The following is a 21172-nucleotide window of genomic DNA, read 5'->3' as shown; positions in this document are numbered from 1 at the left end:
CCATGGTGGATACCTTTGAAACCCTGACGGCAACTGATGCATTGGCACGTTTCAGCGAGGGCTCGCTCTCGCCGGAAACGCTGGTGGAAGACTGCTTAACGCGTATTGAGCGGGATAACCCCAAGGTGAATGCCTTCACCTGTACTAACGGTAAAGAGGCACGCCGTTTAGCGGCAGAATCCGCTCGACGCTGGCAAGCAGGTACCCCCTGCGGCCCGCTAGACGGGGTTCCAGTGACGATCAAAGATTTAACCCTAACCAAAGGCCTGCCTACACGGCTGGGTTCCACCACCACGGCTCCGGATGGCCCCTGGGAGGTAGATGCGCCCATTAGCCGTCACCTACGCAATGCCGGGGCCATTGTGGTCGGTAAAACCACCTCGCCTGAATTTGGTTGGAAAGGCGTCACCGATAACCCGCTGCACGGCATCACCCGCAACCCTTGGAACACTGAGCTAACGCCAGGAGGGTCATCCGGCGGCGCGGGGGCAGCCGCGGCGCTTAACCTGGGCCTACTTCATCAAGGCAGCGACGCGGGCGGCTCCATCCGTATTCCGTGCAGCTTTACCGGCACGTTTGGTATTAAACCTACTTTCGGCTGGGTGCCTCAGTGGCCTGCCAGCGCCATGAGTACGCTGTCTCATCTAGGGCCTATGACGCGCACTGCACGTGATAGCGCCCTCATGCTCAGCGTCATGGCCCAGCCCGATGCTCGGGATGGTTACGCTGGAAACCCCACCGGGCCAGACTGGCTCACGCCGCCCCCAGCAAGCCTCAGTGGATGGCGCATCGCGTTTAGCGCCAATCTTGGCTACGTAGAGGTAGCACCAGATATTGCCCAGCGAGTTGAGGAAGCCATCGCTTATTTAGAAGCATTGGGGGCCACCGTAGAATGCATAGACCCAGGCTTTAGCGATCCGCTTAAAACGTTTAATACGCTCTGGTTTGCGGGGGCTACGCAGGCACTCGAAAAACTGAACGAACAGCAGCAGGCAGCGCTTGATCCTGGCTTTCTGGAGATTGCACGACGCGGGCAAGACGTATCGCTTTCCGCCTACCTCGCCGCCCGGCGTGAGCGCAGCGAATTGACCGCCCACATGGCCGCCTTTCAAGAACGCTATGATTTGCTGGTAACGCCTACGATGCCCATTGCACCCTTTGCGGCGGGCCACAACGTACCATCGGGTAAGCACTATCGAGATTGGATGGACTGGACGCCGTTCAGCTATCCCTTCAACCTGACCCAACAGCCCGCGGCTTCCCTTCCCTGCGGGCTAGACAACCAGGGGCTGCCGGTAGGTTTGCACTTAGTGGCAGGTAAATATCAAGACCTCAAGGTACTGCATGCGGCCCAGTTACTTGAACGCTATTTGCCACCGTTGACGCCGCCTACAACACCACCTCAAACCCCTCAAACTTAGGCGGGCCAAGGTAGATGCCTTCTGGCGCTTTGGCGTTGGCGTGGGCCTTGCGGAAGGCCTCTGACTTTGTCCAGGCGCGGAAGGCCTCTTCGGATTCCCACACGCTGTGGGAGATAAACACGGTGTGGTCTTCCTGGCTTTCGCCCTGCAGCATTTGGAACTGCTTGAAGCCCGGCACTTCGTCCAAGTGGGAATCGCGGTTGCGCCATACCTCTAGAAAATCCTCTTCGCGGCCTGGGGCAATCCGAAAACGGTTCATGGCGATATACATAGTGGCTCTCCTGCGGGCGGGTGTGACTCAGTTAGTTACGCAAACAATCGCTTGATGGTAACGTCATCACTGCATCACGAATAGATAAGTGACGAACAGGCGTTACGGCTAATGGCTCAGGCACCCCTTCAGGTCGTTTGGTTCAAACGCGATTTACGTATTCACGATCACGCACCGCTGGCCAACGCCGCAGCGGCGGGCCCGGTGCTGCCGCTATTTGCCATCGAGCCTGGGCAGAGGCAAGCACCCGACAGCGCCCTACGCCACTGGCAGTTTGCCGCCGATTCGCTAGTTGACCTGGCCCAGGCGCTCGACACCCTGGGCCGTAAGCGCTCCACCAACCTTGCAGTTACCCACAAAAAGCCCGCCCATCGCCAACAGCTTACGCTACCTGACAATGGACGGGCTTAGTACTGCCTAAACGCTACTAGCGAAGCGCTTCCAACGACTCCTCAATAATACTCAACCCTTCCTCCAACACCGCAGACGACACCGTCAGCGGTACCAGAATACGGATGCTGTTGCCGTAGAAGCCGCACGACAGCAGGATCAGGCCTTTCTCGCGAGCTTTGGCGCAGAGCACGCCGGTGAGTTGTGGGTCGGGCTTGCCTTCACCGTTGAGCAGCTCAAACGCGGCCATAGCGCCGAGCTGGCGGCCGTAGGCGACGGCGGGGAAGCGCTCTTCCCAGACGGCGAAGCGTTCGGCCAACATTTTGCCCATCTGCTCGCTGCGGGCCAAGATGTTCTCTTCTTCGATGGCTTCAATCACCGCCAGGGCTGCCGCGCAGGAGAGCGGGTTGCCGCTGTAGGTGCCGCCTAGAGAGTTGGGGCCGGAGGCGTCCATCACCTTGGCGGTGCCGACCACGGCAGAAAGCGGCATGCCGTTGGCGAGGCTCTTGGCGGTGGTGAGAATGTCCGCTTCGATGCCGCTATGTTCCAACGCAAACAGCTTGCCGGTACGGGCGAAGCCGGACTGCACTTCGTCGGCGATCAGCAGAATGCCGTGCTCGTCGCACAGGGCGCGCAGGGCTTTCAGGTAGCCCGGGGAGGCGATGTAAAAGCCGCCTTCGCCCTGTACCCCGGCATGTGGAAGCATCTGGGGGAAGAAAAGGATGCCCCGGATTCCCGGTGCTGTGTTACCGCCAAGCGTGGCGCCATCAAGAAGATGGACGACAGTCCGATGAAAGCGCTGCTGCTCAAGATCGAGAAGGCGAAGGCCAGCATCCGTGCCAAGGTCGAGCATCCGTTTCATGTGATCAAAAACCTCTTCGGCTACCGGAAGGTGCGCTACAAGGGGCTGGCCAATCTGGTGCTGGCGGCACGATGCGAAGGACGCGTTGACAGGGCCAGTGCGTCTTGAATCTGCCCTGCCAGCCGAATAATCCGGCTGGCAGGGGAAACAGACCACCTTCGCTGGTCAGAAAGCGACCGCTGATGCAGTGAAAGTGCCCTTATGAGCGTTTCAGCCGCTTAGAGACGAATTGATCAGCGGCTCCCTATCTGTCTGCCTACTCACCAGAGCTGAATCTGATAGAGATTCTGTGGCGGCAGATGGAGTACACTTGGCTGCCTTTGAGTGTCTATCTCTCGTTTGAACGTCTATGTGAAGAGGTACACCGCTTACTCGGTGGTTACGGAACTGATCACGCGATTAATTTTGAATAGGCACTTATATCTGTCATCGGGGATAGAAATGAGGAATTGACCTTCAACCAGACGTAGTTCGCAGGTATCATCCAGGCATGCTCCCTTGTGGTAACGGTGAGCGTCAGCCGGTATGCCGTGGTCTTATAGGCTTCACCAGCAGATAAGATTGCTCACCACTGCGGAAGACACCTCATGTTGCCATCATTAACCTCTATTCTCTCCCGCCTGCGTCTGAAACATATGCAGTTGCTAGTGGCCATCGAGGATCACGGCTCATTGCACAAAGCAGCCAAGGCGATTTCAATCTCTCAGCCTGGGGCAACCAAGGTCCTGCAAGAAATCGAGGTTTCCATCGGCATGCCGCTGTTTGAGCGCACCTCAAAAGGCATAGTTGCCAATGAAGCCGGGCGCTGCGTTACCCGCTATTCCCGTTTGATTTGTAATGATATTGCGCACATGAGAGAGGAAATCACGGGGCTGATTGAGGGTACCGGAGGCCACATTGCCGTTGGGGCCGTCATGGGAGCCATGCCGCTACTGACCAAGGCCGTGCATGAGTTGCGGAAGGAACAGCCGTCACTCTCAATAGAAATTTTTGAAGACAATAGCGGTAACCTGATGAACCAGCTTGCTCAAGGACGCCTTGATCTCGCGCTATGCCGGCCCGCCATGGGACACAAGCTTTCCGCTACCGATAGTCTGCCGCTCAGTGATGAGCCTATCGCCGTGGTGACCCATATCCAACACCCACTGGCCAGGATAAAGGGCCTTAATTTTTCCAAACTTGCCAGCTATCCGTGGATTTTCTATACCGCCAATATGCCGATGCGACATGCCATTGAACGCGAACTGCAGCAATCCGGTCTAGAACCGATTCAACCTTCGCTAGAGACTTCCTCGGCTATAGCCACCATTATGCTATTGCAACAGGATCCGAGCCTGGCTGCCGCCCTACCAGAGGACGTAGCACGCTTTTTTGCCCAAAATCAGCTGGTTGCCTTACTTGATATAGATATCACCCCATCAATGAGCGCCTGTGACATCGTCAAACGGCAGGGCGCTCAACTGACCCCTGCAGCCCATTTACTAATCTCCCAGCTTTATCTTAACATAGGAAAAACCTATGACCCAGACAACTGGCAAGGGTAAACAAACGTCCTACCCTGCTCGCCGTTTTACCCGGTACCTTAGGGTAAATAGTGGCATTGTTGATCAAATCAGAGCCGAGAAAGCCTGTCCCTATTGGGCTTGATGCTCTTAACTGACCGGCTGGCGAACAGGCATACCAAGTCCTATGACTTTGTTCATGACCTTCACCCCAGCCAGGGTTTCACCGACCTGGCCGTTGTAGTTACGCAGACTGAGCTTGGGGCTCACCAGCTGTTTGTAACGGGACATCGCCGTTTCTGCCAGCGACCGCTGATGGTAGCCAGAGGCACGTTTCCACTCAGCAAGGTTTCCTGATTTCAGTGCCGTCACGGCGTCGTTTCTCGGATGTCCATCTTCCCAATAACCGGCATTTTTGCGCGGTGGGATGGTCGCTTTGCTGCCTTTTTGAGCAAGAGCTGATGGCATTCCTGAGTATCGTAAGCGCCGTCACCCGACACCTGATGTAACCAGCGGCGTAGTGGGTTAAGCAAGGTCGGCAAGACCTCGTTGTCGGCCACGTTCTCCAGGCTAACTTCAGCGGCGATGACCTCGTGGGTGCGGGCATCAACAGCCAGGTGCAACTTGCGCCAGACCCGGCGCTTATCCTTGCCGTGCTTGTACTGTTTCCATTCGCCTTCACCGAACACCTTCAATCCGGTGGCGTCAGTGACCAGACGAGTGACCGTGCCCTTGCTGGGCAAGCGGTACTTTACGTTCACGGTCTGGGCGCATTTTCTGATAAGTGCCTAATCTAAAGTTTTCTCGCAACATCCATGCCAGGATTTCTGACACGGACAGAACCATGGAAAAACGCTTCGTTGCCCCTCTCACTGAACCTGAACAACAGACGCTAACCTCCGCCTATCACCATGGCGAGAAGTGCGCTCTCCGTCGTCGGGCGCATGCCATTCTACTGAGTGACCAAGGCCATACGATTAACCAAATCAGTGAGATACTTCAGGTTCGCCGCGATGCCGTATCACGATGGTTCAAGCAATGGGAAGTGTCCGGTTTGGATGGTCTCATCGACAAACCACGTAGTAGACGAACACCCGCCCTCGATGAACACGATCACAAGCGACTGCAAGCGTTGGTAGCCGAGCATCCCCATCAGATTCGCGCCTGCATTCGGCATTCACTCAAGACCCAGCGTGACGAAACGGACTTTCGCAAAACGCAAGACCTGATGAAAGCGCTTCACGAGCGAGAGGACCAAGGCGAGCACGAGCTCTATGACTTTGATGAATCAGGTTTTTCACAAGCGTCGTAGGTGCCGTATGCGTGGAGCCCTATCGGCAAGCCCTGGGAAGTCACTGCCTACTCCCGCAGCCGAAGGCTAAACGTGTTGGGATTCTTAAGCCGAGCCGGAAAACTGGCCTATCACACGACAACCGAGACAGTGACCACGGAAACGGTCATAGAAGCGTTTGACCAGTTTGTGATCCAGAAGGATCCAGACACCTTCGCCGTTGTGGTGCTCGACAATGCCAGCATGCATCGCTTCAAGGCCTTTAGGCGCATGGATGTCGCAACGTGTGCATCTGATCTATCTGCCTACTCACCAGAGCTGAATCTGATAGAGATTCTGTGGCGGCAGATGAAGTACACCTGGCTGCCTTTGAGTGCCTATCTCTCGTTTGAACGTCTACGTGAAGAGGTACACTGCTTACTCGGTGGTTACGGAACTGATCACGCGATTAATTTTGAATAGGCACTTACTGCTGTAACCGGGTGAGGTCAGCGGCACATCCATCAGCTGAAAAATGGAGTTGATGAACCCTTCCAGCGCCCGTAACGGCAAGCCGAAGAAAGCCTTGAGTATCAGTGCCGTTTCAATGGCACTATCACTGTAGTGGAAACCGCAGCCGCGGCGACCATGGTGCTGATGGCAATGCCATTGCTTGATGGCTTGCTCATCGATCCAGAAGGTTAGTGAGCCGCGATTGACCAAGGCCCGGTTGTACTGCCGCCAGTTGCTAATGTTGTGTCGTGCTTTGCCCATCGGTCTGCCTCCCATTCCGTTCGTCAGATGATCAGATCATGGGTAAGACAGATAGTCCACTGATTTAGGAAACAACGCCGGACGGAACAAAAAAGCAACTCGCCGCCGTTTTTTGTTCCGAGTGACGCAATCCACCTCTACTCGCCGGCGCTACCGCCAAAACGCTGGCTGAGCAGTTGGTGCAGCGCCTGCATGGCGGCCAGGTGATCCGGCAGTCGCCGGTAGATATCCCATGCTACCTCTTCCTTGTAGGAATGCAGAGTAAAATTGCGGTCCTTGAGCATGGAGAGCCATTCGCCTTCATCGTCCAACCAGTGGGCGACACAAGCCTTTTGCAGGCATTCCCGCAGTATGTTGGCCGAAATCTCGTTTAGCCTTCTACCATCACCTTGACCTGTTCGACAATGTACGTACCAATAGGCAATGCCGAAGTCGCCGCCGGAGAGGGAGCATTGCCGACGTTAACCGTACGGGCTGTGTTGACGAACAGGAAGTCATCCACCAGTTTACCATCCCGGGACACCGCCTGAGCGCGCACCCCAGCCGGATAGGGCTCGAGATCAGCCATGGTCAGGCTCGGGCAGTATTTGCGTACCCGCTCGAGGTAGCCGCGCCGGTACAGGGAGTCCTTCATCTCGGCAAGGCCCGGGCGCAGGTTGGCGGCCAGCACCTTAAGAATGCCGGGGTTGCTGAACATTTGCGCCAGATCGACAAGAGACACATCACGCTTGCGGTAGCCCTCGCGCTTGAACGCCAGCACGGCGTTGGGCCCTACTGTGACACTGCCATCGATCATACGGGTCAGGTGTACTCCCAAAAACGGCATGGACGGATCGGGGATGGGGTAGATAAGGTGATTGACGATGTCGTTGTGCTGTTTCGGCAGCCGGTAGTATTCACCCCTAAACGGACAAATGGTAAAACCCGGATCCTGTCCCAGCATGCGAATAACCCTGTCAGCCATCAGCCCAGAGCAAGTGACTAGGTAGCAACTGGTAAACTCGTCGCTGCTGGTCTTGACCACCACTCCATCGCGGCGCTCTTCCAGGCCGGTGACCTGGCTGTTATAACGGATCTCGCCTCCCATACGCTTGAACTGATCGGCCATAGCCCGGGTGACCGCGCCGTAGTCAACGATGCCGCTGGAGGGCACTAAAATGCCGCCCAGCCCGGTGATATTGGGCTCGCGTTCGGCCAGTTCCCCGGCCGACAGCCACTCCCGCTCAAGGCCGTTGGCGGCGGTACGCTCCCATAATGCCTTCATCCGCTCCATTTCAAGCTCACTGGTGGCCACTAGCAGCTTGCCGCAGACATCAAAGGGCACATCATTCGCCTCGCAGAACGCCTTGGTGGCCAGGTTGCCTTTTAGACAGAAGTTTGCCTTGAGGCTACCTGGGGTATAGTAAACACCAGCGTGGATCACACCGCTGTTATGGCCAGTCTGGTGCTGGGCCGGTCCACTTTCCTTTTCCAGCAACAGCATGCGCTTGTCGGGGTAAACCTGCTTAAGCTGCATGGCGGTCGACATGCCTAGGATGCCGCCGCCGACGATAATAAAATCGTACATGTAATCCTCTTTAATTAGCATCAGAGGAATAGGGGATCAGTATTCATACTTGCCGTCATAACGCCGCTTGAGCTGCAGCGGATTACTCTCTTTGAGGGCAGCTGGCAGCAGGATATCGGGTAAGTTCTGATAGCACACAGGCCTCAAGAAACGCACGATGGCGGCACTACCCACCGAGGTGGTGCGGCTGTCGGAGGTTGACGGGAAGGGACCACCGTGCACGGTAGCGTGGACCACCTCCAGCCCGGGTGGCCAGCCGTTGGCCAATACTCGGCCAGCCTTGCGCTCCAGCACCGGTAGCAACCGGCGGGCCACGTCCATATCGGCGTCATCCAGCTGCAGGGTGGCGGTGAGTTGGCCTTCGAGACGCTCAGCAACTTGCTGAACTTCAGCCTGATCGGCACATTCGATCACCAGGGCTGCGGAGCCAAATACTTCATGATGCAGACTTTCATCGGCGATAAAATCCGCCGCAGCCACTACAAAGAGGGCTGCACGGCACTGGTTGGGAGCCGCACTTTCCCCGGCGCGGGCCACTTGCCGCACTCTGGCATTGGCTATCAGGGCATTCACACCCTGTTCATAGGCATCAAAGATGCCGGGGGTGAGCATGGTCTGAGTCGGGCATTGTTCAATACGCTCCGCAGCCCGGGCCACAAAGGCATCAAGTGCCTCGCTGCGCTCGGCGATCAGTAACCCCGGGCTGGTACAGAACTGTCCAGCGCAATTGTTAAGCACGGTGACAAAGGCCTCGGCCAGCTCCTGGCCCCGGGCCTTGAGAGCCTCCGGCAGCAAGAACACCGGGTTGCTGGAGCTCATCTCGGCGAATACCGGGATCGGCTCCTTGCGCTGCTGGGCAATCTGCATCAGTGCGGTACCGCCGCTGAAGGAGCCAGTAAAGCCTACTGCCTTGATACGATGGTCGGCCACCAGGATGGCGCCTACTTCCCGTCCGGAACCGAACAATACCGAGAACACCCCCTCGGGCAGGCCGTATTGGGCCACCGCCTTTTGCACCGCACGTCCCACCAGCTCGGAGGTACCGGGATGAGCAGAGTGAGCCTTGACAATAACCGGGCAGCCTGCGGCCAGCGCCGAGGCGCTGTCGCCACCGGCTACCGAGAAGGCCAACGGAAAGTTGCTGGCGCCAAACACCGCAACGGGTCCAACAGGGATTTGACGAAGGCGCATATCAACTCGCGGCATCGGCTGGCGTTCCGGCATGGCCGGATCGATGCGCACATCCAGCCAGTCGCCGGAACGTACCACCTCGGCGAATAGCCGCAGTTGATTACAGGTGCGAGCCCGCTCGCCTTCAAGACGGGCCTGGGACAGACCGGTTTCCGTCATAGCGCGCTGGATCAGGGTATCCCCCAGGGCCTCGATCTCACTGGCAATGGTATCCAGCAAGCCGGCACGGGTGTCGAGGGAGGTTTCGCGGAAGTGGTCGAAGGCTTCCCAGGCCAGCTGGGCGGCGCGCTCCACTTCTTTGCTGGTCCCGCCATGATAGGCCGGTGCCAGTTGCTCGTTAGTGGCCGGGTTGATGGCATAAATGGGTTCACGGCTGCCGGCTACAGCCTGCTGGCCGATCAGCATTTCTCCAGTTAACAACATCTGCTTTTCCTCAATCATTCGTTTCACAGGTAGTTCTGCTCCCGCAGTTCGGTAGCCAGGGCTCAGTCCAGCTTGCCGTGGTAGGCATCGGTGATGATCTGCTCGATATCGGCGGCTCGAGTCAGGCGGGGATTGACCAGCACGTTGCCGCTGCGCATGGAGTCTTCTACCATCTGCGGCAGCATTGCCAGATCAACGCCCAACTCCTGGGCATTCAGCGGAATATCAATGGCCTGGTTCAGGCGGAAAATGGCGTCGATCACCTTGCTGCCGGCAGCCTGCTCATCCAGGCCATCCACATTTTCGCCCATGGCGACAGCGATATCCCGGAACAGACCCGGGCAGGCAGGCAGGTTGAACTTGACCACATAGGGCAGCAGGGCGGCATTGGCCACGCCGTGGGGAATGTTGAAAATGCCGCCAAAAGTATGGGAAATGGCGTGTACATTACCCAGCTTGGACTGGGAAAAGGCCAGGCCTGCTAGGAAGGAAGCTACCAACATGTTATCCCTGGCCTCAGCATCTGTGCCCACAAAATAGGCCTTTTTCAGATTTTGCGCGATCATGACGATCGCTTGAATGGCCAGGGCCCGGCTGATGGGGTTTGCCTGCTTGGATACGTAAGACTCAATGGCGTGAGTCAGCGCATCCATGCCGGTCGAAGCGGTAATGGCCGGCGGTAACTTGAGGGTCAGTTCCGCATCAAGAATCGCCAGCTTCGGAAACAGCAAAGGGCTGATAATGGCAGTTTTGAACTTGTTTGCCGGGTTGGTCACCACTGTAGAGGCGGTGCACTCGCTTCCGGTACCCGAGGTCGTGGGAATGGCAAACAGTGGCATGGGAGCATTAACCAGGCGGTCGTAGCCCTCATAGTCGAGAATGCTGCCCGGGTTAGTGGCCATCGCAGCCACTGCCTTGGCGGTATCGATGCTGCTCCCCCCCCCTACACCCACGATCGCATCACAGCCGGTGCGTTTCAAAACGGCCAATGCGTCTTCGATCACTTCAACGGCGGGGTTTGGCTGTACATCTTGGTAAACGTGATAATTTACGCCCGCCTGTTCCAGGGACGCAAAAAAACCATTCAGTGCGCCGGCATCAATTAGCCCCTGATCTGTCACTACCAACAATTTTTCCTGCACATAAGGCTTAAGTAAGTTGCCGGACTGTTTTATCAGACCAAAGCCGGATTTGAGCGTAGTGGGGAAGTAAAAATTGAAGTTTTGCATAACATCCTCTTTGTTTGGATTTGGGGCTTGCCCCAGTCAATAATTCCGGGCCCGGTCAAGCCGGGCCGACGCTCCTAGTCGACAAACAGCAACGAGATTTTAGGCAAGAAGGTAAACAGCAACAGGTTGACGATCATCACCAGTAGCAGCGGGAAAACTTTTCTGACGATCAGCGCAAAGGTGGTATCACTCAGGCTCTTGGCAACAAAGAGATTGACCCCCAGAGGTGGTGTCAGCAAGCCGATCGCCAAGTTGGTGATCATAATGATACCAAAGTGAATGAGGTTAACACCCTCATTTAAAAGTATCGGCAACAGTATTGGCACCAGCAATATGATGGCGGCGTTCAGCTCGAGGAAAGTCCCGATCAAAAGTAGCATCACGTTAATAGCAATCAACAACCAAACTGTCTCGGCACCAAGGCTGGAAATCCAGTCGGAAACCTGTTGCGGAAACTGCTCTGTCGTTAACACCCAACCCATGATATTGGCAGCACCAATAATTAGAAGCACCATGGATGAAGTCACCCCGGACGATACAAAGATCTCTTTCAGATCAGCCAGCTTCAGTTCCTTATACACATACAAGGAAATGATCAGGCCATAGACGCAGGCAATAGCACCGGATTCGGTCGGAGTAAAAACACCGCTGTAGATCCCGCCCAGAATAATCACTGGCATAGCCAGACCAAGCACTGATTTTTTCAGGCAGTCGATAAAATGAGGGAAGCTGGTGGGTGTCCCTCCCCGATAGCCCCGTGCTCTGGAGTAATAAAAGGCATAGGCAATCAGCGACCCACCCACCACCAGACCGGGGACTATACCGGCGATAAAGAGATCACCAATACTGACATTGGCGGAGATGCCATAGACCACAAACGGAATGCTGGGCGGAATGATGATGCCGATAGTGCCACCCGCCGCCATTAGCGCCACCGAGAATCCCTTGTCATAACCCGCCTTGATCATGGCCGGCACCATGATGCTGCCGATGGCTAACACTGTGGCGGGGGCGGATCCCGAAATGGACGCGAAAAACATGCTAGCCAGCAAGGCGATAATGGCCAAGCCTCCCGGAGTTGAGCCCACTATACTGGCGCCCAGATTGACCAGTCGGGTGGAAACCCCACCTTTTTCCATGATCTTGCCGGCCAGCAGGAAAAAGGGTATCGCCATCAGCGGAAAAGAATCAATGCCGGTGAATATACGCTGCACGGTCACAAACATGGGCATATCGGTAAAGAACATGAATGCGATCACACAGGCAAAGGCAATGCTCAGAGCCAGAGGTATGTTCAACAGCATCAGCGCGAACATGCCTATAAACATAGCGGATGTCATTTTTGCTTTCCTCTTTCCATGGCACCTTCGATATTCAGGCTTTCATTCCGGACATCGCTGCTTTTTTCATAAAATAAATAAACAAAGCTGATCAGGTAACGTACCGACATCAGCGCAAAACCACAGGGCACTGCTGCATAGGCATAGTAAATGGGCATACGCAGGGCGGGTGACAGCTGGCCTGTATCCATTAACCTACCAATGAACTCGGCACCGATGTAGAAAAGCCAGGCACAAAAAGCAAAGCTCAACACATTACCCAATTGAGCCATCATACGCTGGGCAGCAGGAGGAATTGCATGCACCAGTGCATCCACGGAAATATGCACAGAGTGCTTGACCCCCAGACTTGCCCCCACAAAGGCTATCCAGATCATCAGATAGCGCGCCATCTCTTCAGACCAAGACATGGGCAACTGGATCAGAAAGCGGTTGAGTACCGCCAGGAATACAATGGTCAGCATGCTGGCCATCAGCAGGTAGATAAGCCGCTCTTCAATACCGGTCAGGATCCCGTCCAGCTTTTTAAAAAAGCCTATTATCGTCATATCAAAACACCATTCTTGCCAATAACATCATCACTGGCGTGCTAGTTTTATATGGGCCTGCACTTGAAAATACTCTTCTATCTCACCTCTCCGTTCGACTACTTACGAACCGAACGGAGAGGGAGTGGAGGGAAAGAAATAAAGCCAGGACGTTGTTTTCTAATACAGTGATAGCGTTAAGTACGATACCCTCATCCATCACCTGGATGTGAGGAGGGTTACTGAAGACCTTCCGCCATAGCAACGGCCTGCATCAGCTCGTCAATAATTTCATCGCCCAGCTGCTTGCGATAGGTGTCATAGACAGGTTTGGTTTGCTCCCTAAATAGCTGCATGTCTTCATCACTGAGCTCCACCACCTGCATGCCTTCTTCCTTGAGCTTTTGAAGACCTTTATTTTCCTGCTCGGCATTAAGCTCCCGCTGGACATTGGCCCAGTTACGAGCTTCTTCCTGAATAACGGTCTGGTACTCATCAGGCAGCCGCTCAAAAAAGCGGTTGTTCACCATAAACATAAAGGGGTTATAGACGTGGCCGTCCAAGGTGAGATGTTCCTGCACCTCATAAAAACGCATGCTCTCAATTAGGGAGATCGGATTTTCCTGACCATCGATCACTCCCTGCTGCAGCGAAGAATACACCTCACCAAAGGCCATGGGCGTGGCGGTAGCGTTGAAGGACTCCACCATCTGGATGTGCGCCGGGTTTTCCATGGTACGAATTTTCATACCATTAAGATCACTAGGCGATGAGATGGGACGAACACTGTTGGTAAAATGGCGAAAGCCGTTTTCGCCCCAGGCTAGGCCGCGGATGCCAGTTTTAGGCAACATGCCATCCAAAATTTTCTGGCCGAAGTCTCCGTCCAGTACCTGATAAGCTACTTCTCGGTTTTCGAACAAATAAGGCAGCTCAAAAACCAGCACCTCAGGATAGATGCTGGACACGGGACCAGCTAGCACCGCCATCTCAATGGAGCCGAACTGGACACCTTCCAGCTGCTCCCGCTCCCCCCCTAGCTGGCTGGCGGGGAAGGTGGAGATGGACACGGCACCATCAGTTCGCGCCTCCACGTTTTGCTTGAATACCTGCAGCGAGGCTTCAAGCCGATCATTAACGGCGGGAGAAGAATGGGAAAGCTTGATTCGATATTCGGCACTGCTGGCTGCACCGGAGAACACCAGGGAGCATACTACCATGGCCTGGCAGAGCTTACGGGACTTCAGTTGTTTAAACATAATTACATCCTTTTGTTTTATTTATGATCAACAGGCATAAATTACACCATGTAAAAGTAGCTGACCTAGTCAATGACACAGGCCGCCCACTACTTCTTATTCTTAACAAACAATTTACACAGCACGATGAAATATGGTAATGAATATTCATGATTGTCATATAACCAAAGGAAATCACTTTGAGAAGCTATAGCTACAATTCGAAGCGGCGTTGTTTCCTAAATCAGTGAGCTAAGTGCCTATTCAAAATTAATCGCACGATCAGCTCCGTAACCACCGAGTAAGGGAACCGCTGATCAATTCGTCTCTAAGCGGCTGAAACGCTCATAATGGCGCTTTCACTGCATCAGTGGTCGCTTTCTGACCAGCGAAGGTGGTCTGTCTCCCTTGCCAGCCGGATTATCCGGCTGGCAGGGCAGATTCAAGACGCACTGGCCCTGTCAACGCGTCCTTCGCATCGTGCCGCCAGCACCAGATTGGCCAGCCCGAACAGGCTGAATAGCTGCGCCTGGTTCTTGGCCAGCCCCTTGTAGCGCATCTTCCGGTAGCCGAAGAGGTTCTTGATCACATGAAACGGATGCTCGACCTTGGCACGGATGCTGGCCTTCACCTTCTCGATCTTGAGCAGCAGCGCTTTCATGGGACTGTCTTCCATCTTCTTGATGGCGCCACGCTTGGCGGCAACACAGCACCGGGAGTCCGAGGCATCCTTCTCTTCGTCCAGGTACTTCCAGATGCCGGTGTAGCCCGCGTCGCCGTATACCCGCTTATCATCATCCCGAACCAATTCACTGGTCATGGTGACATCGGCGACGTTGGCCGAGGTGGCGTCGACGATGGTGCCCTCGCGCATGAGCAGGCCCTGCTCAGCCAAGTGGGCGTTGATCTCCTCGAAGATCCGCTGGGTCAGCGCATGCTTCTCCAACAGATGACGGAAGCGCAGCAGCGTGGTCGCGTCCGGTACGCTCTCGATGGCCAGATCGATACCCACGAAGTCTCGCATCGCCTGGCTATCGTAGATCGCATCTTCGAGCGCCTCGTCGGCGAGCGCATACCACTGCTACAGGAAGTAGATCCGCAGCATGCGCTCCAGGCCGACGGGCGGACGGCCGCGCTTGCCCGCTGCGTTCAGGAAGTAAGACGGCGACAGCGCGTCGATGAGCCGTTGCCAAGGCAACAGCACCTCCATCTGGGCCAGGAACCGCTCGCGGCGGGTGACCTTCTTCTCGTTCTGGTATTCTGCCTGGGCGAAAGAGATCTGCTTCATCGGGTGGCTCGGTCAGGTGGTGGCAAGGTGAACAGATGTTACCCCGCCGACGGCTGCCAGACAGCTGTGGCGGGATTTGTGCAGTGTTTCCTTAAAAGAGCACTTAATCGTGCGGCCGTTAAGCCCGGTGTGTGCTTCCTCGGACCCCCGCGTGGGCTTGGTGATGGGGGTGGGCATGCTCTCTGGGGAAACGCTGGTGCGCGAGGCTCAGCGCCTGCGCCGCTGCTTGGAGCCGCTGCTGCGCTAAGCGGCCAACGCGCTTTATACGCCAATACACAACACAAAACGTGAGCAACACGACTTATCCACAAGGACCGTCTTATGCATCGCCCTGTTGATAGCTTTTGGGTCTCTGCGCTCTCTTCCGCTGCTTCCTCTTCCACCGCCAAGCTACGCGGGTGGCTGGCCGTCACGGCACTACTGCTGCTCTCTGGGTGCGCGACCTTTGCGCCTAGCCCACCGGAGGATCAGACCAATATCTGCGAGATTTTCCGCGAGCAGCCGAGCTGGTACGACTACGCGCAAGCGTCTGAAGAGAAGTGGGGAACGCCCATCGCCACCCAAATGGCGTTCATTCAGCGGGAATCCTCGTTTCGTAGCCACGTACGCCCAGACCGCAAATACTACCTTGGCTTTATTCCCGGCCCGCGCCCCTCTTCCGCTAAAGGTTACGCCCAAGCTCAAGACCCGGTGTGGGGCGAGTACGAAGACCAAGCGGGCAGCCTGTTTGCCCGGCGCACGCATATGAAACACGCCACCGATTTCATTGGCTGGTACAACGCCCGCACTCGCGCCCAAACGGGCATTTCGCTCAACAATCCTGAGCACCTCTATTACGCCTACCACGAGGGTGCAGGCGGCTATCAGCGAGGCACTTATCGCAGTAAACCCCAGGTGCTCAATGCAGGCCGCCAAGTGGCGAGCCTTTCCAACCGCTACCAGGCCCAGCTCAACAGCTGCCAGGCAGAGTTCCAGTGCCGCAAGTTCTATCAGGTGTGGCCGTTCTGTCGTAGCTGAGGGCGTCTTTCATGACACTGTTAATGGGATTCGCCTTTGTCGGCGTGGTGTTTTTCACCTCCATGCTCTCCGGTGTGTTTGGTATGGCGGGCGGGCTGGTGTTGCTGTGGTTCCTGCTGGTGATATTCCCCGCCAGTACTGCCATGGCCGTGCATGGGGTGATTCAGTTAACGGCTAATGCCTCTCGGGCATGGCTTTCGCGGCGCTTTATCGTGTGGCGCATTGTGGCACTGATGGCGCTGGGAGTACTCAGCGCGGCAGGGCTTCTGCTGCTGTTTAACTACACGCCCAATGCGGCCACCGTTTCCTTATTGATCGGGCTGCTGCCGATTTTGGTCTGGACGCCCAAGCACTGGTTCCAGCTCGATGCCCATCGCGCCAGCCACGCGTTTTGCTGCGGCATCGCCTCGGGCGGCCTCACGATTGCCGCCGGGGTCTCCGGCCCGCTGATCGATATCTTCTTCGTGCGCTCGCAGATGGACCGCCGCCAAGTCGTGGCCACCAAAGCCATGATTCAAGTGGTCGCCCACTCCATCAAAATCCTCTTCTACTTGGGTGCCGCCCTTGCGCTCAGCGTGGGTGAGTGGAGCATCGTGCTACTGGCCGCCCCGTTTGCCATGCTGGGCACCCAAACCGGCACGCGGATTCTGCAACGCCTGACCGACGCCAACTTCCGCACCTGGACCCGCTGGATCGTCACCGGCATTGGGGTGTTCTACTTCCTGCAGGGGGTGTACCTGCTCAGCCGCTAAGCGTTGGCGGTACCGCCACTCCTCATTCGTTCATAGCCTGTAATTGACACCGCGATTGAGTAAGGCTATCTTCTCCAAAAGATGCAAATGAGAAACACTCTCTTTTTAGCCAGCACATTGGTAGATAAAGAGCCGTTGAGGTAAAGGGACGTCACATGACCAGTGAACAGCGCCAGCTTCGTCAAACCCTGCTGTTTTTACGCACATCGTTTGAAGCCGTTCAGCACTCGATTGCCGGACGGCTAGAAGATCCGCTGCCCTGCTGGCTAGACACCAGCATGCTCTCAATGCTCTCCCGAGAGCTGACCCGCTGCTGCCAGCAGGCCAAGCCGCTGTTCGCGCCTGCGGTTGTAGAGCAGCTCTTTATCGCCTCCCAACAGTGCGACCTGCTGCTCAAACAGTGCCCCGGCGTACTCAGCAGCGCCGTCTGCCACCGCCAACTCAGCGCGATCATGCTGCCGCTCACCAGCGCCATCGGGCAGATTGATACACCTGTTAAACGTCGCTGGCCTTGGCAGCGGCACTAGTGTTTTTCTAAATCCCGTTCAGTACCCAGAGGATTGGGGCGGTTTAGAGATCAGTATCGTTAAAGGCCTTGCTTGACCCTTCTATTTATCATGATAAATTCAGTGTAAGACGCCAACGAGCGTCCACGCTGAGACACATCACAAGCAAGGGTATCCTCATGGCTGAACAACAAAACGCGGCAGCCTCTGGCTCGCCTAAAAAATGGTATCAGGCGGTTCCCGACCCCATGGTGCTCATCTTTCTCATCCTGGTCGCGACGTATTTTCTAACCTTTATTATCCCTGCGGGTGAATTTGAAAGAGTGACTCAAGATGGCCGCACGGTCGTCGTACCAGGCTCATTTGCCTACCTGGAAGATGTCGCCAATATTCCTCTGTTCAATATTTTCGTGGCGATTCCTGAAGGCCTTATTGCCGCCTCGCAATACCTGTTTATCGTCTTTATCGCCGGGGGGCTGTTTCACATTCTGCAAAAGACCGGCGCGCTGGAAAACGCGATAGGCGTGGCGGTTAACCGCGTTGGCGTTGCCCGACGCAATATGATCATCGTCGTTGGCACCTTTATCTACGGCTTTTTTGGCGTGGCGGTTGGGTTTGAAAACAATATCGCGCTGGTGCCAATTGCAGTGCTCATCGCTAGTGCCATCGGCTGTTCGAGTTTGGTGGGCACCGCCATGGCCGTCGGCGGCATCGGGATCGGCTTTGCTCTTTCGCCTATCAACCCTTACACCGTGGGCGTTGCCCAGGGTATCGCCGAGCTGCCGACCTTCTCCGGCGCCTGGCTGCGCACGCTGCTGGTACTTTCATCACTGGCCTTGCTCTCGGTGTATATCTGCAAGCGCGTCGTCAAAATGGAGTTTGAAGAGCCCGACAACGCCGAGTCATTGAGTAAGCCATTAAGTGAATATCGCCTGACCAAGCGCAATATTCTGACCATGGTGGTATTTGTAGGCGGGCTAATCGCCATGTTGATCGGTGTCTTTACCCGCGGCTGGTACATCAACGAGATCGCAGGCACCTTTCTACTGCTGGCGATCGTCATTGGTGCTTTGAACGGCCTGTCGGCAAACGGCATCGTCAAACAGATGATGGAGGGTGCTGCCAGCGTCACCGCCGGCGCGCTGGTGATTGGGGTAGCGGCCTCTATTCAGGTCATCCTTGAACAGGCCGTCATTATCGACACCATCGTCAATTCTCTGAGCGCGCTGATTGACGGTATACCGTCGATATTCTCTGCCATCATGGCCAGTGTGGTGCAGGGTATCATCAACCTGTTCATTCCCTCTGGCTCCGGCCAGGCATTGGTGACCATGCCGATTCTTATTCCCGTGGCAGACCTTGTCGGCATGAGTCGCCAACTCATGATCACAGCGTTCCAGGTGGGCGACGGTTTGACCAACCTGATTGTACCAACCTCAGGCGGTACGCTGGCCATGCTGGCACTTGGTCGCGTCTCCTATGCCCAGTGGCTCAAGGCCATTCTGCCCTTTATGGTGCTGGTCTATGTCTTGTCCTGGATTGGGCTGGTGATTGGTCACTTGGTGGGCTATTAAGCCCGCATTAACACCATGACGCTTTCACTGGTTCACTGCCACCCGGCCACAGGCACTGTCGCCACCATCACTGCCACCGGTGGAGTGGCGGTAGGCGGCTATGTGCATCATTGCTGGCGCGGCATTGGCGCGTGCGTCACCCAAGGGCGATTTACCAACCCCTGGTACCCGGCTCGTGTGTGTGACGCACTGCGCGATGGCGCCACCGCTAAGCAGGCCCTTGACGTAGCAGTCAGCCAAGATAGCGACGCCGCGCTACGCCAATGCTTGGTGATGGATGCCCATGGCCGCTCATCGGTACATTCCGGAAGCGAGAACATCGCTGAAGTGGAGGCCGTTTGCTTTCCCGGCGTCGCTGCGGTCGGCAACATGCTGCAAAGCCGCGATGTCGTGAAGGTTTTGGCCGAGCGGTTTCTAAGCGTTAGCACCACCAACAGCGGCGCTGCCATTAAACGAAGCGAAGCGCCCCGCTACCCAAACCATCACGACCAGCACTTGCTGGCGAACCTCATTGACGCTCTCGATGCCGCGCTGGATACGGGTGGCGATAAGCGTGGCACCCGCTCGGCTGCACTGCGTATCGAGTCGTTCCAGCAAGCTCCCATTGATTTACGCGTTGACTGGTCGGAAGACGTTGTAGCAGCCCTAAGGCTGCTAGCTGGCCAGTTCATGCGCGACGATTTCCAAGCCTTTTGGCGCCAGCTGCCGCTACGCTAGACGCGCTTCCACGCTGCTGGGTTGTTGGCCACCATCGCCTAACGGAGAGTTTATGACCAAAGCCGCTGTGAATGCTCCATTTGCCCAAAATGAATTGGGGCAAGTATTAATCAAGCGCCTTGATGAAGCTGCTCGCTGCTCGGCTCCCGGCGCCGGTGTTACCCGACTGTTTTGCTCTCAGGAGCACAGAGATGTACTGCCACTCATCAGCGGCTGGATGGAGCAAGCCGGACTTGCACCACAACTGGACGCTGCTGGAAACCTCGTGGGGCGCTGCCCCAAGGCACGGGCAGGAGAAAAAACCCTCATCATGGGATCTCATCAGGATTCGGTGATCGAAGGAGGCAAGTACGACGGGATGCTGGGCGTTGCGCTGCCCATTCTGGCACTGGAAGCGCTTCAGCGCGAAGGGGTGACACTCCCCTTTGGCATCGAGGTGGTCGCGTTTGGTGACGAAGAGGGAGTGAGATTTCCTACCACATTGGTTGGCAGTAAAGCGCTAGCGGGTAACGTAACGCCCGATCAGCTTGCCGTTCGGGATGAACAGGGCGTGTCGCTTGAAGAGGCCTTGACCGCCTTCGGCTGCCAGCCAAGTGAAATCCCCGCAATCGCCCGCGACCCTGCCAACACGCTGGGGTTTTTAGAGGTCCATATCGAACAGGGGCCTATTCTTGAGCAACGGCATCATGCCGTGGGTGTTGTCACGGCGCTAACGGGCATTGAACGCCACCGCGTTACGCTAAGCGGCAAGGCCGGACACGCAGGTACCACACCGATGCCCATGCGACATGATGCCCTCGTTGGCGCGGCAGAGATGGTTTTGGCCGTCGATAGCGTGCTGCAGAGCACCGATCAACTGGTCGGCGTGGTGGGCAAGCTAGATGTCCACCCAAATGCCGTCAATGTCATTCCTGCCGAGGTCACTTTCACTGTTGAGCTACGCTCACCTAAGCGCAATATCCGGCAACGAGGTCGCGACGCTGTCTACGCCGCCATGGAAGAAGTGGCGACTCGCCGAGGGCTATTGCTAGAGATGGAAAGCACGTACAGCGCCGATGCCGTTGCGTGTGCCGATTGGATAATGGCCGCCCTAGAAAAGGCCTGTACCGATGTTGGCCAGCCTGCCGAGCGACTGTTCAGTGGTGCTGGGCACGATGGCTTGGCCATGCAGGCATTAACGGATATCGGAATGCTGTTTGTGCGCTGCAAGGATGGGTTAAGCCACCATCCCGACGAAGCGATTACCGCCGAAGATGGTGAAGCGGCAACGAGGGTGGTCATGGCGTTTTTACAACAGCTGGGAACACCATAGC

At 56.1% G+C, this 21172-nt stretch carries 22 protein-coding genes and 4 pseudogenes; 14 read left to right on the top strand and 12 right to left on the bottom strand.

All coding sequences use genetic code 11. The features are described from left to right. Window positions 1-2 precede the first annotated feature (2 nt). Window positions 3-1421: an amidase gene (locus AC13CN_RS15560; RefSeq protein ID WP_483053253.1), complete on the top strand. Its 1419-nt coding sequence runs from the start codon at window positions 3-5 to the stop codon at window positions 1419-1421. Here AC13CN_RS15560 and hmuQ read toward each other — a convergent pair. Continuing rightward, entirely contained in the window at window positions 1390-1692 is a 303-nt protein-coding gene (gene hmuQ / locus AC13CN_RS15555) for a heme-degrading protein HmuQ (RefSeq protein WP_044630196.1), read from the bottom strand. The genes AC13CN_RS15560 and hmuQ overlap by 32 nt on opposite strands. Before the next feature lie 111 nt (window positions 1693-1803). On the opposite strand from hmuQ, the gene AC13CN_RS15550 reads away from it, so the two are divergent. After that, window positions 1804-2103 (top strand): deoxyribodipyrimidine photo-lyase, encoded by a 300-nt coding sequence (locus tag AC13CN_RS15550; RefSeq protein ID WP_483053252.1) that lies wholly within the window; start codon window positions 1804-1806, stop codon window positions 2101-2103. A 16-nt stretch (window positions 2104-2119) separates the two neighbouring features. Here the strand turns inward: AC13CN_RS15550 and AC13CN_RS15545 are convergent, their stop codons facing one another. Further along, window positions 2120-2710, bottom strand: coding sequence for an aminotransferase class III-fold pyridoxal phosphate-dependent enzyme (locus AC13CN_RS15545; RefSeq protein ID WP_483053266.1), 591 nt, complete (start codon window positions 2708-2710; stop codon window positions 2120-2122). Between AC13CN_RS15545 and AC13CN_RS15540 the strand changes: the two genes are divergently transcribed. The 3 genes and pseudogenes from AC13CN_RS15540 (at window position 2624) to AC13CN_RS15530 (ending at window position 4488) form a co-directional block, all read left to right on the top strand. Then, window positions 2624-3052: a transposase gene (locus AC13CN_RS15540; protein ID WP_483053251.1), complete on the top strand. Its 429-nt coding sequence runs from the start codon at window positions 2624-2626 to the stop codon at window positions 3050-3052. The genes AC13CN_RS15545 and AC13CN_RS15540 overlap by 87 nt on opposite strands. 137 nt (window positions 3053-3189) lie before the next feature. After that, window positions 3190-3357: pseudogene (locus AC13CN_RS15535) on the top strand (IS630-like element ISHsp2 family transposase); the annotation flags it as partial. 174 nt (window positions 3358-3531) lie between these two features. After that, window positions 3532-4488, top strand: a complete 957-nt coding sequence (locus tag AC13CN_RS15530) for a LysR family transcriptional regulator (RefSeq protein ID WP_483053250.1) — start codon at window positions 3532-3534, stop codon at window positions 4486-4488. Window positions 4489-4596: 108 nt separating this feature from the next. Here AC13CN_RS15530 and AC13CN_RS15525 read toward each other — a convergent pair. Then, a pseudogene (locus tag AC13CN_RS15525) lies at window positions 4597-5228 on the bottom strand (IS5 family transposase); the annotation flags it as partial. Between the two features lie 62 nt (window positions 5229-5290). On the opposite strand from AC13CN_RS15525, the gene AC13CN_RS15520 reads away from it, so the two are divergent. Beyond that, window positions 5291-5758: a helix-turn-helix domain-containing protein gene (locus tag AC13CN_RS15520; protein ID WP_483053249.1), complete on the top strand. Its 468-nt coding sequence runs from the start codon at window positions 5291-5293 to the stop codon at window positions 5756-5758. Next, window positions 5759-6199, top strand: coding sequence for a transposase (locus AC13CN_RS15515; protein ID WP_483053248.1), 441 nt, complete (start codon window positions 5759-5761; stop codon window positions 6197-6199). It abuts the gene before it with no gap. Here the strand turns inward: AC13CN_RS15515 and AC13CN_RS15510 are convergent. The 9 genes and pseudogenes from AC13CN_RS15510 to AC13CN_RS15470 form a co-directional block, all read right to left on the bottom strand. Then, window positions 6191-6490: pseudogene (locus AC13CN_RS15510) on the bottom strand (transposase); the annotation flags it as partial. The gene AC13CN_RS15515 and the pseudogene AC13CN_RS15510 sit on opposite strands and share 9 nt — an antisense overlap. Window positions 6491-6627: 137 nt before the next feature. Continuing rightward, the gene (locus AC13CN_RS15505) at window positions 6628-6855 is read right to left on the bottom strand and encodes a nucleotidyltransferase substrate binding protein (protein ID WP_483053265.1); all 228 of its coding nucleotides are present in this window, start codon (window positions 6853-6855) and stop codon (window positions 6628-6630) included. Between the two features lie 5 nt (window positions 6856-6860). Next, window positions 6861-8057: an L-2-hydroxyglutarate oxidase gene (lhgO, locus tag AC13CN_RS15500; RefSeq protein WP_483053247.1), complete on the bottom strand. Its 1197-nt coding sequence runs from the start codon at window positions 8055-8057 to the stop codon at window positions 6861-6863. 36 nt (window positions 8058-8093) lie between these two features. Next, entirely contained in the window at window positions 8094-9671 is a 1578-nt protein-coding gene (locus tag AC13CN_RS15495) for an aldehyde dehydrogenase (NADP(+)) (protein ID WP_483053246.1), read from the bottom strand. A gap of 62 nt (window positions 9672-9733) precedes the next feature. Then, window positions 9734-10900 (bottom strand): iron-containing alcohol dehydrogenase, encoded by a 1167-nt coding sequence (locus AC13CN_RS15490; protein WP_483053245.1) that lies wholly within the window; start codon window positions 10898-10900, stop codon window positions 9734-9736. A 74-nt stretch (window positions 10901-10974) separates the two neighbouring features. Then, on the bottom strand, window positions 10975-12240 hold the full coding sequence (locus tag AC13CN_RS15485; RefSeq protein WP_483053244.1) for a TRAP transporter large permease: 1266 nt from the start codon (window positions 12238-12240) through the stop codon (window positions 10975-10977). Continuing rightward, window positions 12237-12788 (bottom strand): TRAP transporter small permease, encoded by a 552-nt coding sequence (locus tag AC13CN_RS15480; protein WP_483053243.1) that lies wholly within the window; start codon window positions 12786-12788, stop codon window positions 12237-12239. The genes AC13CN_RS15485 and AC13CN_RS15480 overlap by 4 nt, the downstream gene beginning before the upstream one ends. 218 nt (window positions 12789-13006) lie before the next feature. Next, window positions 13007-14026, bottom strand: a complete 1020-nt coding sequence (locus tag AC13CN_RS15475; protein WP_483053242.1) for a TRAP transporter substrate-binding protein — start codon at window positions 14024-14026, stop codon at window positions 13007-13009. A 421-nt stretch (window positions 14027-14447) separates the two neighbouring features. After that, window positions 14448-15293: pseudogene (locus AC13CN_RS15470) on the bottom strand (IS5 family transposase). Window positions 15294-15402: 109 nt separating this feature from the next. Between AC13CN_RS15470 and AC13CN_RS15465 the strand changes: the two are divergent. The 7 genes from AC13CN_RS15465 (at window position 15403) to AC13CN_RS15435 (ending at window position 21171) form a co-directional block, all read left to right on the top strand. Next, on the top strand, window positions 15403-15540 hold the full coding sequence (locus AC13CN_RS15465; protein WP_483053241.1) for a hypothetical protein: 138 nt from the start codon (window positions 15403-15405) through the stop codon (window positions 15538-15540). Window positions 15541-15614: 74 nt separating this feature from the next. Next, complete coding sequence (locus tag AC13CN_RS15460) at window positions 15615-16310, top strand: transglycosylase SLT domain-containing protein (protein WP_197746063.1); 696 nt, start codon at window positions 15615-15617, stop codon at window positions 16308-16310. 11 nt (window positions 16311-16321) lie between these two features. Further along, the gene (locus tag AC13CN_RS15455) at window positions 16322-17062 is read left to right on the top strand and encodes a TSUP family transporter (RefSeq protein ID WP_483053240.1); all 741 of its coding nucleotides are present in this window, start codon (window positions 16322-16324) and stop codon (window positions 17060-17062) included. Window positions 17063-17217: 155 nt separating this feature from the next. Further along, window positions 17218-17589, top strand: a complete 372-nt coding sequence (locus AC13CN_RS15450) for a hypothetical protein (protein ID WP_228219410.1) — start codon at window positions 17218-17220, stop codon at window positions 17587-17589. 158 nt (window positions 17590-17747) lie between these two features. Then, entirely contained in the window at window positions 17748-19142 is a 1395-nt protein-coding gene (locus tag AC13CN_RS15445) for a YfcC family protein (RefSeq protein WP_074211426.1), read from the top strand. Between the two features lie 15 nt (window positions 19143-19157). Further along, window positions 19158-19859 (top strand): DUF1028 domain-containing protein, encoded by a 702-nt coding sequence (locus tag AC13CN_RS15440; protein WP_074211425.1) that lies wholly within the window; start codon window positions 19158-19160, stop codon window positions 19857-19859. A 52-nt stretch (window positions 19860-19911) separates the two neighbouring features. Further along, complete coding sequence (locus AC13CN_RS15435) at window positions 19912-21171, top strand: allantoate amidohydrolase (RefSeq protein WP_483053239.1); 1260 nt, start codon at window positions 19912-19914, stop codon at window positions 21169-21171. Window position 21172 lies beyond the last annotated feature (1 nt).

It is taken from the genome of Vreelandella sp. L-25, from assembly GCF_056857535.1.
Note: the sequence above shows the minus strand (reverse complement) of the source record. Positions and strands in the feature narration are given on the sequence as shown.